At 41.2% G+C, this 14,805-nt stretch carries 13 protein-coding genes and 1 pseudogene; 1 reads left to right on the plus strand and 13 read right to left on the minus strand.

Annotated elements, in window-relative coordinates; translation table 11 throughout:
- Window positions 1–12: 12 nt before the first annotated feature.
- The 11 genes from ACKI5J_RS03795 to ACKI5J_RS03845 form a co-directional block, all read right to left on the minus strand.
- Window positions 13–1,251: a hypothetical protein gene (locus ACKI5J_RS03795; RefSeq protein ID WP_407426665.1), complete on the minus strand. Its 1,239-nt coding sequence runs from the start codon at window positions 1,249–1,251 to the stop codon at window positions 13–15.
- Window positions 1,241–2,497: an O-antigen translocase gene (locus tag ACKI5J_RS03800; RefSeq protein WP_407426667.1), complete on the minus strand. Its 1,257-nt coding sequence runs from the start codon at window positions 2,495–2,497 to the stop codon at window positions 1,241–1,243. Before ACKI5J_RS03800 ends, ACKI5J_RS03795 begins: the two co-directional genes overlap by 11 nt.
- 25 nt (window positions 2,498–2,522) lie before the next feature.
- The gene (locus tag ACKI5J_RS03805) at window positions 2,523–3,626 is read right to left on the minus strand and encodes a DegT/DnrJ/EryC1/StrS family aminotransferase (protein WP_407426669.1); all 1,104 of its coding nucleotides are present in this window, start codon (window positions 3,624–3,626) and stop codon (window positions 2,523–2,525) included.
- A 5-nt stretch (window positions 3,627–3,631) separates the two neighbouring features.
- Complete coding sequence (locus tag ACKI5J_RS03810; protein ID WP_407426671.1) at window positions 3,632–4,120, minus strand: acyltransferase; 489 nt, start codon at window positions 4,118–4,120, stop codon at window positions 3,632–3,634.
- Complete coding sequence (locus ACKI5J_RS03815; RefSeq protein ID WP_407426673.1) at window positions 4,113–4,526, minus strand: sugar 3,4-ketoisomerase; 414 nt, start codon at window positions 4,524–4,526, stop codon at window positions 4,113–4,115. The genes ACKI5J_RS03810 and ACKI5J_RS03815 overlap by 8 nt, the downstream gene beginning before the upstream one ends.
- A 1-nt stretch (window position 4,527) precedes the next feature.
- Complete coding sequence (locus ACKI5J_RS03820) at window positions 4,528–4,938, minus strand: sugar 3,4-ketoisomerase (RefSeq protein ID WP_407426675.1); 411 nt, start codon at window positions 4,936–4,938, stop codon at window positions 4,528–4,530.
- Complete coding sequence (locus tag ACKI5J_RS03825) at window positions 4,925–5,995, minus strand: lipopolysaccharide biosynthesis protein (RefSeq protein WP_407426677.1); 1,071 nt, start codon at window positions 5,993–5,995, stop codon at window positions 4,925–4,927. The genes ACKI5J_RS03820 and ACKI5J_RS03825 overlap by 14 nt, the downstream gene beginning before the upstream one ends.
- Window positions 5,996–6,055: 60 nt before the next feature.
- Window positions 6,056–8,536, minus strand: coding sequence for an SLBB domain-containing protein (locus ACKI5J_RS03830; protein ID WP_407426693.1), 2,481 nt, complete (start codon window positions 8,534–8,536; stop codon window positions 6,056–6,058).
- A gap of 149 nt (window positions 8,537–8,685) precedes the next feature.
- Window positions 8,686–9,855, minus strand: a complete 1,170-nt coding sequence (locus ACKI5J_RS03835) for a hypothetical protein (RefSeq protein ID WP_407426679.1) — start codon at window positions 9,853–9,855, stop codon at window positions 8,686–8,688.
- A gap of 17 nt (window positions 9,856–9,872) precedes the next feature.
- Window positions 9,873–10,943, minus strand: coding sequence for an NAD-dependent epimerase/dehydratase family protein (locus ACKI5J_RS03840; protein WP_407426681.1), 1,071 nt, complete (start codon window positions 10,941–10,943; stop codon window positions 9,873–9,875).
- Window positions 10,940–12,028 (minus strand): glycosyltransferase family 4 protein, encoded by a 1,089-nt coding sequence (locus tag ACKI5J_RS03845; protein ID WP_407426683.1) that lies wholly within the window; start codon window positions 12,026–12,028, stop codon window positions 10,940–10,942. Before ACKI5J_RS03845 ends, ACKI5J_RS03840 begins: the two co-directional genes overlap by 4 nt.
- A 196-nt stretch (window positions 12,029–12,224) precedes the next feature.
- On the opposite strand from ACKI5J_RS03845, the gene ACKI5J_RS03850 reads away from it, so the two are divergent.
- A complete protein-coding gene (locus ACKI5J_RS03850; RefSeq protein WP_407426685.1) occupies window positions 12,225–13,022 on the plus strand; it encodes an FkbM family methyltransferase in 798 nt (265 codons plus the stop codon).
- On the opposite strand, the gene ACKI5J_RS03855 is transcribed toward ACKI5J_RS03850, so the two are convergent.
- Together ACKI5J_RS03855 and ACKI5J_RS03860 are read right to left on the minus strand one after the other, a co-directional pair.
- Window positions 12,999–14,195, minus strand: a complete 1,197-nt coding sequence (locus ACKI5J_RS03855; RefSeq protein ID WP_407426687.1) for an O-antigen polymerase — start codon at window positions 14,193–14,195, stop codon at window positions 12,999–13,001. The genes ACKI5J_RS03850 and ACKI5J_RS03855 overlap by 24 nt on opposite strands.
- A pseudogene (locus tag ACKI5J_RS03860) lies at window positions 14,176–14,805 on the minus strand (hypothetical protein); the annotation flags it as partial. The pseudogene ACKI5J_RS03860 and the gene ACKI5J_RS03855, both read right to left, overlap by 20 nt.

Below are 14,805 nucleotides of genomic sequence, written 5' to 3' on the forward strand. Positions count from 1 at the left end.
AGCATCTTTAGACTACCTTATTAAAAGGGACTTGATTCGCTTAAGTATCCTAAAGTATAGAGGATTGAAGCAATAGAATATTGTTCTTAACGATTCATCGTCGTAGGCTGCTAAGCCTGGTTTATCCAGATATGACAACAGCTTTGATGAAACGGCTTGCATTGTGTGATGCGCACTAAAATATTCATAGCAGAGATTGCTTTCACGACCGTAGCTCAATTTACTAGATAACTCATTCAGAATATATTCTAATGAATGCCTTCTCTCTGTGGCTTCATCGTAATAACTACCAAGTGAATATTCCTGCGTCTCATATAGCCAATTGAATTTGTTATCGGTAACTGGATTACCTATAATCATATCCGCTAAAATGACGGGAATTTTCAGCTTTGCAAATTCCAATGATGATGTACCCATAGCATAACCAACATCTATGTTTTCAATCAGATATTTATTCAGTTCCTCGCCAACTAGCTTATTCAAACGATGAATCTTTACATTCGTTCTAGTCAATCTATTCGCTAAAGCAGTTTCAGCTTCTCCACTTCCAATAATATGAAATACAATGTTATTTCGTCTACCTTCGGGAAGTTGCTCCATATGGGTTATTAAGTTTATAATAGCTCCCACCTTGTCATTAGCGATTCGGCCTAACCAGCAAAAGTTAATAATATGATTCTGCTTTTCAAAACGTTCCGTCGGCTCCGAAATGTCTCCATAGGATGGGCAACATATTGGTAAGTAGGGCATAGGATCCAGACGTCCAATTCCTAAAAAATCTGAGTTTTCCTTGAAATTTGGATAATCCATAAACACTAACGATCCTCTCTCAATTAAGGCTTTAAAACCAGCCGAGGTTTTTTGCATCTTCTTTTCCCCAATTCCAATACGCCTTAGAGTTGAATAGAAATTCGTAAAATGCTTCGGATGAATCGACCAGAAAAGCACTCGCACAGAATAAGAGGACTTGACTTGGAAATTATATACATCAAATATATGGTTCAAAGGTGTTATAATAAAGGTATCATAGTCTATTATAACATTTCTATTGAGATTATATTCAATAAAGCTAATTTTTGCTAACGATGCCCTTTTTCTTAGGAAGCCGTCCTTGAAATCTATAATATATATAGATAGATTTGTATTATGAACTAAATATTCCGCTATTCTTAGGAATAGAAATTCCGCCCCCCCGATAACTTTGCTTGGATAGAAAAATGTTATTGATTTTATGTTATTTCTAGTTTTCATATCCTTTTTTCCAAATCCCCCTAAAAAACACCATCATCATCAAAAAATAGACAAAATAGTTTAAAGCAAATGCCATAGTAAGTCCCTTAAGGCCGAAAAATGCAGATAAAAATACGCTTAGAAGCACGTAAATTATGCTAAATATTATTTCCGTTATGATATATACTTTAGTCATAGCTTTAGCAAGCATTAAATATGCCAATATCCATGCCGCAACTTTAAAAAAGTCACCTAAGAGTTGATAAGAAAACAATTCTCGAACCGGGAGAAAATCTTCTGTAAATAACAGTCGTACTATGAAAGTGCGCATCAAATACACAGACACACAACCTATAGCCACAATCGGCAAAATCCACTTATAACCTAAAAGTATCTCTTTTCCAATATCTGAATCCTGCTTTAATGAGGCTAGTTTAGGCAGATAGTAGGTGTTTAGTGATGTAGTGATTATCAACAAATAACTATCAGAAATTCTCATCATACCTTGCCAGTAGCCAGCCTCGGAAATACCCATTGTATCGATCACATAATTGCGTAAAAACATTTGTGACACTGGGACAGTTACTACAGACACTAGCGCCATCAAACTATATCTGAATAAGGCTTTCGCAACTTCTGTGTCGAACCTCAATTTGAAAATTTCCCAACTAAACCAATTACACTTTGTGACCAGGTACAAAGAAAAAAAAACTATTAGTGTTTGTGAAAGAACCATGGCGTACAATGCCCCTGATAGCTTGTATTCGATGACAAGATACAAGGTAAGTACCAGACCTATCATTGTGCCAACCGTATTAACAATTGTATACTTCGATATTTCCTTTTTTCCATTAAGAACAGAAAGAATGAAGGAGTTTATACTGAACAGAGAAATGGTTAAGCCAAGGACTCTAATACAATCGACAAACTCGTCCATCAATAAGTGATGCGCAATTATCGGAGCACACAACCACAGAAGCGCCCCTAATGATATAGAGCATACGACACTTATTCTCAATGCGGTACTTAATAATAACGCGCTCTCCCTTCTATCCTCATCATACTCCGCAACATATTTAACTATTCCTGCATTTATTGCACCGTTCGAAAAGGTAAACATCACAGATATGAAATTGGCAAACTGGCCGATGACAGCGACCCCACCTGGACCTAGCGTCATAGCAACAACCTTGTTGGAAATAAATCCGGCGCTCAACTTTATAAAAGTAATTATGGCTGAAAAGAAGGTTGTCTGTAAAAGTTTCAACTTTATAACATAGAAAATATTAATACTACCCCTTAAACAAATTAAGGGCCTCAATTACGTTGTTCACCTCATCGTCGGAGATAACTGGGCTGATGGGTAGACTTAAGACCTCGCGATGTATTTGCTCAGTGATAGGCAGATCTTTTTTGCTCCAATTTTTATATGCCTGCTGTAAATGCGGAGGGATAGGATAGTGTATCAACGTTTGTATGTCCCTATTCGCCAAGTAGTTTTGTAAATCTGCTCTCCTACTAGTCCGAACTGGAAAAATATGAAATACATTTGAGTCGAAACTCTCCACTTTTGGCAGTACTATATCTTCGTTCTTTATTTTCTCAAGGTAGCTTTTTGCAACCTGCTTTCTTCTTATAGTGTCTCTATCTAGATATTTCAGCTTCACGTTCAAAACAGCAGCTTGAATTTCGTCTAACCTGCTATTTAATCCTTGAAATTCGAATACATATTTCTGGCTTGACCCATAATTAGCGAGAGTTCTAACAGTTTGAGCAAGTTCTTCGTTGTCTGTTGTTACAGCGCCTGCATCTCCTAAAGCTCCCAAATTCTTCCCGGGGTAAAAGCTATGTCCAGAAGCATCTCCTAAAGAGCCCGTCTTCTTTCCATTGAACAGACAGCCATGGGCTTGCGCATTATCTTCTATGAGTTTCAATCCGAAATGTTCAGAAATCTCTTTGATCTTCTCAGAATACGCACATTGACCGTACAAGTGAACGATGATTATCCCTTTTGTTTTAGGTGTAATTACCTCCTCTATCCTATTTTCATCCATTTGATACGACTCAATCGATGGTTCCACCAACACTGGCACCAAATCATTGTCTGTGATCGCTAGTATTGTTGCAATATAGGTGTTGGCGGGTACAATAATTTCATCTCCTTCATGCATCACCCCCATTTCGATGTAGGCTTTCAATATTAACCGCAAAGCATCTAATCCATTTGCCACTCCAATGCAGTAATTTGTACCGATATACTTAGAGTAGTTTTTTTCAAATGATTGATTTTCCATTCCTTGCAAATACCAACCAGAGTCAACAACCCGACCTATTGCAGTCTTAATTTCTTCATCATGTTGTTGAGTGATCTTTTTGAGATCAAGAAACTTTATCATACTCGTTAAAATTTTTCTATTTTACCTTCCAAATTAATTCTGCCAACTTGACGAGCAGGATTACCATACCATACAGTAAAGGGAGGGACATCTTTAGTAACAACACTCCCGATACCAATTAATGAATTCTCACCTATTGTTATCCCACAAATAATTGACGAGTTGGCTCCTATAGAAGCACCTTTTTTAATAGTTGTCTTCATGAACCTAAGTGGGTATACTTTAGACCTAGGAATCAGATCGTTTGTAAAAGTCACGTTCGGCCCAACAAAAACATTATCCTCAATTGTTATACCATCCCATATCTGAACACCAGATTTGATCGTTACGTTATTTCCGATTTTAACATCATTCTCCACGAAACAATTACAATTGATATTGCAATTATCGCCTATAATCGCTCCTTTAAGTACAACAGAAAACTGCCAAATCTGCGTATTGTTACCGATGTTTTCACTATGGACATCTGACAATGGATGTATTTGTTTAGGCATTTACAAATTTTAGATAGACGTTATAATCCCTTATATAATCGCTTTCATCATACTTATGAGAAGCCAACACTAAGCAAATCGAACCAGAGGAAAAGTTGATTTCCGAAGCCCAAATCCCGGGAGGAATATGCAACCCTATATCAGGTCGATTCAATTGTACTTGCTTTCTTGTACTTCCATCGTCTAAAATAACTTCGAAGCTTCCACTTACAGCTATTAAAAACTGATGACACTCTCGATGAGCATGCGCACCTCTAGATTCTCCTCCCGGGATATCATAGAGGTAAAATATCCGCTGTATAGAAAAGGGTATCTCTATATTGTTTTGAACGGGGGTTATATTCCCTGCCCGGTTCTTAACCTTCGGTAAATGGAAAAGAGACGACTGATATACTGACTTATTCATTTCAAACTTTTAATGTCTCACCCTTATATTCCTCAAACTCTCTGATGTAGTCATTGGCGTCAAAATAAGTTGACGATATAATCATCGCCAACGCATTAGTCGAAAAGTTTTCCATGTGTCGCCAAATTCCCGAGGGAACATATATGCCGTAGTATGACCTATTAAGCGAAACAACTTTTGAATCGAAACCATCATTTAATACGACATCAAAGCTACCTGATAAGGCTATGATAATCTCTTGGTTTTCCTTATAACTATGTCCTCCCCGAGTTTCTCCTCCAGGAACGTCATATATCCAATAAGTTCTCTTGATCTCAAAAGGAATTTGTTTGCCCTCTTCGAGAAATGACAAGTTACCTCGCTCGTCAAGAATTTTGGGCAGCTCTAAAATTTTTACTTTACTTAACGACATCCCTGCTTATATATATATCTGAGAAAATTTTCTTCATTAATAAAACTATCATAGTCAAAAACATAAATAACATCCCGACTATCAATACACTCTTCAAGTAACTCGGATGCTCACTATCTAATGGGAAGACTGGATAATCAATTATTTGCACCAAAGGGGTCTCTTTACGAAGCCCTATCTTAGACATTTCCAAGTTCTTCACTAATTCAGCTAATATTGCTTTGTTGGTTTCTGCCGAAAACTGTGACCGCTGAACCGGAGCTAATCTTTGCGTTTGACGTGTCGGGTTTAAGTTTGGAGTAGCATCCGCAATTTCTACCGCTCGGTAAATATCACTATTCATTAGTGCACGTATGGAGTCGGCCTTTTGTTGTAAAATTGAAACATTATGCGACGATTTCTGGATTCTGGTTTGAACGTAAAAATCATTTACATTCTTTACAATTTGTTCATTAAATGTCTTCGAGAAAAACTCGTCCGGGGAGACTACATCAGCCTTTATTATGCTTAGTTTCTTATCAGGCTTCACAACCTTGAGATAGTTATTTCTGATATCCTTCACTATTACGCTTAATACGCTGTCCCGCAAACGGATAGAACTCTGGCTATCATATTGGTCATCATCGCTTGAAAATTGAACTCGCTTAAGTTCAGGCGGGTTATTCCAACGCTCTCTTAATCGATTGAAATCAATATACCTTTCTACTAGTCGCTGTCTCTTTCCACCATACTCAACTGTTGTCAATAATGCTTTTTCGATCATCGTTCGCGACTTATATAGCTCTAGGATATTATCGCCCTTAAAAACTCCCCCTCCACCTGTACCTAGATCAATTCCTGCCATAGAGGCTAAACCGGCATATTGACTCAATCCTCCGCTACTTTCACTATCTTCTAGAACAAATGTTGTAGTTGCTGTATATACTGTTTTTTTTGTGTAAGCATACATCATACCAATAAGTCCTCCTAAAAGTCCTATCGCGAATATAACTATCCACTGAGATAGCAAATATTTATACCAAACGCCGATTTTGAAGAGCAGATCCTTTAGAGACATTTCTTCGGAGGATGTTCGCTTATTTGATTCGTTCGAATTAACCATGAAATCAGTCAGCACCTATTTAGTGAATAAACTTACAATTATCGCTGCCAAAGAGGCCGCAGCTGTCCCTATTCCTATCCAGCCCTGCACATTCATCTTCTCCCTAGGCGCCCTTTTTGGAACAAATACCTCGGCGCCCGGCTTAACAGGGGGATAATTGGAAAAGAACAAAACCTTACTTACAGCATCAACAGATCCGTTCGCATATTGAATATAAGCACCCCGCTTATTGGCATTATACGTATATCCACCTGCTCCATTAATATACTGTTTCATACTTCTACCAGGACGGTAAACAATATTTATCGGCCTAAGTACCTCTCCTGTAACTTTGACTGTTTGAAGCTGCTTAGGTACACGTATGATGTCACCATCCTCTAATATAAGGTCAAACTTAGACGCCGGCTTCTTTAATATTCTCTTAAGATCAATACCGACGAGGTCGCTACCCACAGCCTTCACGTCTTGTACCACTTGCGCCGTATCCTGAACACCCTGACCTTGCAGTCGTTTCAAATTCGCTAACTTCTGCATTTCCTCCTCTTTGCTTTCGGAAGCATCTTTCGACCCCGACTTTGTGTCGTCCTCAACACCCGGTCTCTTCAAAGACGCCCCTTCCACAAAGGACAATGCGGTTAATCCTCCAGCTCTCTTTATAATATCAGAAATTCGCTCATCCTTTCTGGTTATCGTATAAATACCCGGATAAAGCACTTCCCCCTCTACGCGCACCTGTTGCTGAATTTGATATCCTTGTGAGTTCCTTATTGAGACAATATCAAAGGGCTGAAGCAAAATTGGTGTACTCTGCAGTTTCAAGTCGCTTGGAATACTAACAGTAATAACTTCGGAAGTCTTCGCCGATGCCGATAGGGCATCGCTATTGCGTATCCTACGGGCAATCTCAATCCGGTTTGGTGTCGCTCCCTCTTTAAAACCTCCAGCCATTTGAATCAACGCTTCAACGGTCATCCCTTCTGCGTACTCAAATGTCCCCGGCTCTCTTACCTCTCCTTTAATGTCAACCTTATATTCTTCCCTCAAATCAAAAATGGATGAGATCGTAACTTTATCCTCTCGTCTCAATGCAACATCAGCCTCAGTACCGGCAAGAACCTTACTAACATCAAAAGAAAGCAATGCAAGTGTATTATCGGTGTTCAATCTTGATATGTAGCCACGATTCATGAAGGCATCTTCAGTTAAACCATCTGCTTTCTGTATCAACTGTTTCAACGTAAGGCCATCCTCTAAAGCATACTGCCCCGGACGGAACACTGCCCCTTCTATTTCTACTCTGTTCGCGAACCTTTCTAAGATAGTTTCCACTACAAATTTGTCTCCATTAAGAGGCTTGTAGGAACTAAAAGATTCCGAACTGACGTCAGAAATGCGTCGCTCCCTATTTGTATTTTGTAAAACTTTAATATTCGCTGTATAGGCCTTATTGGTAAAACCACCCGCAAAATTAATCACATCCTGCAATGATTCACTTTCCAGAACTTCGAACAAAGCGGGACGCTTCACTTCTCCCGACATCTCTACACGAGATTTGTAAACAGGAATATTTATCACATCCTGGTCCTGGAGTCTAACATTACCTGCCTGGATTCCCTTTAACAGAAAGTTATAAACGTCAATGGTTGCGATTACCCTATTGTTTCTTATTACTTGGATATCTCTGAACGATCCATTCTGATTAGGTCCTCCTGAAGCACTCAAGGCATTAAATACTGTTGACAAAGAAGATAAGGTATAAGAACCCGGTCTCACTACTTCACCAAGCAATGTGATTTTAATACTTCTTATATTACCCAGATTAATAGCAACGTTCGTACGCCCGTTTCTTAAGCCCGGGTAGGTTCCTGACATCGCTGACCGAATTTTGGAGGTAGCCTGTTCAATCGACAAGCCTCCGACCGATACAAGTCCCACATACTGAAGACGGATCGTTCCATCTGGACTTACAGGTAATTTATAACTAGCTTCATTGTCGCCCGTTAAGTCGATCAATAGCTGATCATCAGGTCCGATAATATAGCTCTTAGGTGTCGCAATTCGAAGGTTCGGTTCGAACCTGATATCACCATTATTAAACAAGTCAGACCCGAATACTTTTGGTATGAGGTTTCCATACGCATCTCTGGCCATCTTCTCCTTGTTCTTTTGAAATGCCACTCTGCTGGTGTCCAGGTCACTCGAAGAGTAGGTACGACCAGAAAAGCCGTCTTCTTGCTCTTGGTTTTGATTCCCCTTCTTGGGTTCAGAATTGCCAGTATTTTTAACTTTCAACTTATCAACTCGCTGCCTCAACTTCTGAACCTCCGTAGCACTCATTCCCCTCGCCTGAGCAACCTGCTCCAATTGAGCTTCCGAGAGCCCACTGGACTCGACTTGGTTTATAAACTGTTGAATCTGAGCATCACTCAATTCATCAACCCGGATATCACTAAAATTTTGGCTATTTTGAGCCATGGCCGGAGCGGCAAAGCTCATGATAAAGACAAGGATAAATAGGTAAATAGGTTTCACGTTCAACACTGTTTCTTTTATAGATAGTCCTACAATAACTTTGTTGGAAAATTCCGTAAAGGTAACATTTCCTTATCAATGTGAACTAAAAAAATATTTTGCACCCAGGTGAATTACCGACTTCGAGGAGCAATTTCCACAATTCCCTCGTAAATGCTTTTAAATGCAGCTTCTTTTTTACAAAGCAAGACCTTTGCCAGCTCTGATGCCAAACCCTTTTTCTCGACAATATCCTGTTTCGAGATTCTGGTAAGCACCTCCTGAGCTGATCTTTTCACATCATCCATCACCGGTATTAGCCAGCCGGCACCCTTGAGCAATTCCCAGTTATCTGACTCCGCCGACCCGCAATAAATAAACGTCGCATGGGAGCAAACCGAGCTTACCGTCTTTGAAGGAACACATACATTCACCCACTCATTTTTAAGCGACGCAAGATGTATATCAATATACTTCAATTCCCCCCTTTTAACTGAGCTAACCATTTCAACGCCCTGCTTCCCTTCTGCGTAGGCAGCCAGCTTAGCTCCCCCAGCCCCATAAAGTGCAAGAATCAACCTAAACCTCGTTGGGTCCAGACAGTCAATAACCGACATCAGGAACTCCAATGAATGTGCTTCGCCCAGATTACCGCAGTAACCCAGATATATTTTGTCTCTGTCCTTTGCCCAGGACGGAAAATCTACATGATTTTGATCGGCGGCGTTATATACACCGCAAGGTAGGATGGTTGAAGCAATGTCCCTCCCATACTTCTGATGCAAATAGTCATTTTGATAAGGCCCTAGTGAGATGATATGGGAAGGCTTATTAGACAAGACTATTTTATCAATCAGCTTATAAAACACATTTCCTTTACTGACAAGTCCCGCTGCAGCAAACGCTTCCGGGTAAAGGTCCATCGCCCATAAGATCCATTTCCTCTTTCTGAGAAGTATTGCTGCCCACATATTAAGCAGGGGTGGATCAGTCATACAAATGGTTACATCCGGAGAAAAGCTGCGCGATTTCCATACCATACTAAACCCTTCATACAGATTTGACAAGAGCCGCATCGCTTTACTCTTTCCATTATAGAAGGTCTTTATCCGGTATACATTTCCTGAGGACTTAACTTCACCTCCACCACCCTGGTACTCTCCATCGACAGTGATAATGTTAACAAGCAATCCACGACCAACCAGATAGGCAGCAAGCTCAGCAGCCGACTCACCCGTTATACCGGGGCATGGAGGGTAGTTCCTGTTTAATATGTTGACAATTATACCTCTATCCTGCTTCATATATAAACATCAAAACCTTAAGCGGCTCTTTTTTTTCTCCGGATCCATGCATCATATATTTCCTGAAACACCATTGGCAATGACTTCGTCACCTCCCAATCCGGATAATGGCTTTTCATCTTTCTCAGGTCACTGTAATAGCAAATATGATCCCCCACCCGGCATTCCTCTCTATATTTATAGTTCATCGGCTTACCACTAATAGCAGAGATCATATCAAATGCCTCAAGAACAGAACAGGTATTATTTTTTCCCCCTCCAAGGTTATATACTTCAGCTACCCTGGGCGCTCTAATAAACTCCTCAATGAAACACGCTACATCAAACGAATGAATATTATCTCTTACCTGCTTTCCCTTATAACCAAATACCGTGTATTCTTTGTCTTCCAGGTTACACTTGATCAAGTAACTCAGGAATCCGTGCAGTTCTACTCCCGAGTGGTTTGGTCCTGTCAGGCATCCCCCTCGTAAACAAACTGTAGGCATGTTGAAATACCGGCCATATTCCTGTACGGATATATCGCCCGAAACCTTCGACGCCCCAAAGAGCGAATGCTTGGTTTGGTCAATACGGAAAGTCTCAGGTATACCGTTTGAATAAGTGCTGTCGGCATACTCAAAACGACGGTCCAACTCAACCATCGCAATCTCATTTGGCGCATCTCCATAGACCTTATTGGTAGACATATGAACAAAAGGGGTCTCAAGGCTATATCTTCTTGTGGCTTCAAGCAAGTTAAATGTGCCCATAGCGTTGGTGTCAAAATCTTCAAAGGGAATTTCGGCGGCACGGTCATGACTAGGTTGCGCAGCGGTATGTACAATAGCATTAGGCTTTACTTGTGGAATCAGCCTGATGATCCCCTCCCGGTCACGAATGTCTATCTCATGATGAGTGAATGCTTTCAGGCTATTGCTTAAGCGCCTTTGGTTCCAGCGGGTATTACCCTGCGGACCAAAGAAAACCTCCCGCTGATTATTGTCAACACCATGAACAGCCCAGCCTAAAGCATCAAAATGCCGGCATACTTCAGAACCAATGAGCCCTGACGAGCCTGTAACCAAAATTCGTTTCTTTCTGTTCATTTCAATTGTGTTAATTCCTGATATAGTTTTGTTAACTCAGTTGCCGTCGTATTCCACGAAAATTTCCTCGCCTGTTCTTTTCCTTTCGCTACAAGATCTGCTCTCACTTCATTATTCTGCAGTGTACAGATAGCCTGACATATAGCTACGGGTGTGGGCTCATCCATCAGCAATGCCGCCCCTCCCGCGATTTCCGGCAAGGAGGAGTTGTTGCAGGCGATTACCGGACATCCGGCAGCCATGGCTTCAATTACAGGCAGGCCGAATCCTTCATATGATGACGGATAAACCAGACAAAAAGCCTGTTGGTAGACTTTCAGTAATTCTCTTGTTTCTAAGCCTGGGCGGACTGTAAATCGCCCCGGTAGACATCGTTCCAGATGCTCTTGCTCGGTTCCTGATAAAGCTTTTCCTCCTGCAATAACCAAACGAAAATCATCAAGCCTGGCTACAGCATCTACTATCATCTCAAAGTTTTTGTACGGGTGTCTTGCCCCCACATAAAGGACATAAGGATGGGCGCTCCCGGCAACCTCCGCTGTAGTCAGAAACTCATCGGAAAGACCGTTATAGATCACTCTTATAAGTTTGTTTTTTACTTCCTTGGAATAGAAATACTCCAGGTCTTTTCTTGTATTTTCCGATACACATACAATGGCATCTGCTTTTCTTATCGCAATTTTCTTAAAGTGAAGATGCACCATGCGGGCAACCCCATGACGCATTATACCGTGCTCATAACCCAAATCATGAACCGTAAGAACCTTGGCAACTCCTTTTTGATAGAGATATCTGTGATAGGTGGAATGGTAAATAGAACCAGCTGGTAACTTCGCCAACAAAGGCATAAAGGGCAACACAGATCTGGGAAACTTAAACGGTTCAGCATGCTTGTCAAGCTCGCCTGCAATATTCTTGAAGAGCAAGTTTGACGACGAGTCTCCCGTTATGACCATATGCACTCCCAGTTCAGCCTTCGCTTTTAACCGCTGGATCAGTTCTGCAAATACAATGCTAATACCGCCTATTTTTTGCAGCACAAAAATGGTGTCGTCAAAATACACTTCAACCCGATTGCTCTTCACGCTAATTACAGTAAATCTTAAATGAACTTCAGCTCTTTGCTTCGAACATGCTGGCTCTCGCTTTCCTGGTAGATAAGTTGAGATAAGGCATCGGCAGAGGTAGACTGCCGTATATAAAGCACGGTTTACTATGCTTTTGTTTCGACCATTTTTGCTATTTTTATTTCACAATTATCTACAAAACAAATACTTAAAAATGAAAAACACAGCACAACTGGGAATTTTCCACCCTTACAGCATCGATGGTCTTATAAGGCTGGGCAACAAGTTCGACGGAGGTTACATCGTTCACGGGCCGTCTTTGAAAGACATAGATATGCTCGTAACCTACGGAGTGGGTTATAATGTCGAATTTGAAAAAGACTTTAATATTAAAACCAAGGCTCCTGTACTCGCCTTTGATCCTACTATGAAAGATCCGCGCGTTTTTAGGGACAAGATCAGGCAAGGGTCTTACCTTAGCACTGTCAAACAGCTGCGCTGGCTGCTGAAGTGGATGAAAGAAGAAAAACGACTACCCGATCATCGCATAAAATTCGTTGAGGAGGGCATCTCTGAGACAGACAACGCGAGTTACAAGACGTTTTCCACTCACATAGACGAATATCAACTTTCCGACAAGAAACTCATGCTCAAAATAGACGTCGATGGAGCTGAGTATCCGGTGTTCAAAGATGCAGATATTTACAAACGACTTGATAATGTCGTGCAGCTTATCATCGAGTTCCATGACCTCGACAAATACATCCATCAGGTCATCGAAACGATAGAGAACCTGGCCACCTCACATACGCTCATTCATATACACGGAAATAATTACGGTGAACCTTTTTCCTATGAAGGCAAGAGCATTCCCAACGTGCTAGAGGCAACTCTCATTCATAATTCCTATTTACCGGAAAAAAACTTATCAACCGCTGAATACCCAATCCATGAGCTTGACAGCCCCTGTGATAAACGTAAAGCTGATTTACCGTTGGCTTTCTTCAGATAAGGGCCTACTCCACAATTCAGTCTCCCTTTTATCTTTAAGATATTTGATCGCGGAAAATAAAAGTGGATATAGCAATTGCAAGCTTATGACAGAATAGGACACAGTATTATGAAAGTTCGCGAATATAATAACGTTGCAGAGAATCGCCAGCCCCGTCACGCTCCAGGTATCTGACTTGATAAGCATATAATAGTAAAAATTTATGAGCGCCAGGAAATAAAAGAACATGAAGAAAATGCCATACCATCTTAAATAGGAAAAGCTGAACACATATATAGTGCCTACGTTCAGAAACGGGTTAATCTGATAGAATTCCCTCTCCTCTTGCGGAACAATGAATTTGGTTAGAAAGCTTGGCAGGCATTCATTCAGTACAAGGTCTTTGAGTCCACCTTCCGGAACTTGGGTATAATTGATATTATTCTGCAGGTTCGCTACGGGCGATGCTATATATAAGTACGACCAGTAGAACTGTGTGGGCACTTTGCTTTCGAGAAATTCGTCTGTCGCACCTGATGATCTCGGGATATAAGTGGGGTCATTCATTCCGGTCCGTATATCTCCCAACACGCCAAACAGATAAAGCACTAAAAGAACTGAACCTATGCTTTTGGCTACGAGTCCCGCCGATATGGACTTTCTGCTGAACAGGAAAACGAAAAATATACCCAGAAGGATGTGAAGGATGCTCGACCTTGACATAAGAATAAGAAAAGGACTTGCCGACAACAAAAACAATCCTAAAAGCCTGCGCTCGCGGTTTGATATATACTGATGGAAGATATAGATGCAGTAAAATGTATTGAAGGAAATCAGGAAGGTGTGGACGACAGGGATGCCAAACGAGTAGGTTTCGTAATCAAACGTACCCGTTAACACCGCAACCAGCGGGATGGAACGTGAATAAATGATCTCGACCAGATAAAGGCAAAATATAAATCCGATGATCCAGAGATTTGATGAAGCCTCTGGCACTCTTTTATAATGAAAAGGCCGCACCCGATGCATCAGTATGCCCAACATCAGGCACACGGAGAAAGTGAATAGATAGAAGAGAAAGAGCTTACCTGTGAGCTCCGGATATAGCGTTGACCATCCTAAGGAATACACCACAAAAGGGATGATAAAAGCGATAATATATACAAAGTTTGGATTAACTAATATCCTTTTCATTTACGATCACTTTGGCTTGCACTACTTTATTGGGCATATTCTCCCCCCGTATATACTCCTCCGCAGCAGTCAGTGCACGACTAAAATAGAATCCTTGTTTCAATTTGCTGCTCATTGCTGAAGCATTAAGGATCATTCTATTGTACTGTTCCGGACTCACCTCTGCAAGCTTCCCTTCCAGTTCATAAAGGCTTTCAATAGCGATCCCGAGGCCCTGCCGGATAATCCAGTCTGCGAGGGCTGCTTTCGCCGGCACAATGACAGGAAGGCAAGCTGCTAAATAAAGTGAAAGCTTATGAGGATTATTATAAGCAATGTAGTCGCCCATTGCCCCTTCACAAGACTGCAGGCTGTCGCCATCCCAAATCAACCCGAAATTCCCTTTCAGTTTGCAGACAAGGTCTTCTGCGGAAAACGAGCCCTCCCAAAATAATCGGCTGCTATTTTCAATCGGCTGAGTCGCCAGGTACGGCCCGTATAAACGGAAAGTGAGATTCTGTGTCATACCCTTCAGTCCAAAAATGAATTTCCCTCTTCCAAGGCTTCCCGCAAAGGCCACCTCCCGGCTGCCGGCAGCAAATAGATCAGACCTCTTTTCTGTGCTGCCTTC

It is taken from the genome of Arcticibacter sp., assembly GCF_045629565.1.
Classification (GTDB): domain Bacteria; phylum Bacteroidota; class Bacteroidia; order Sphingobacteriales; family Sphingobacteriaceae; genus Arcticibacter.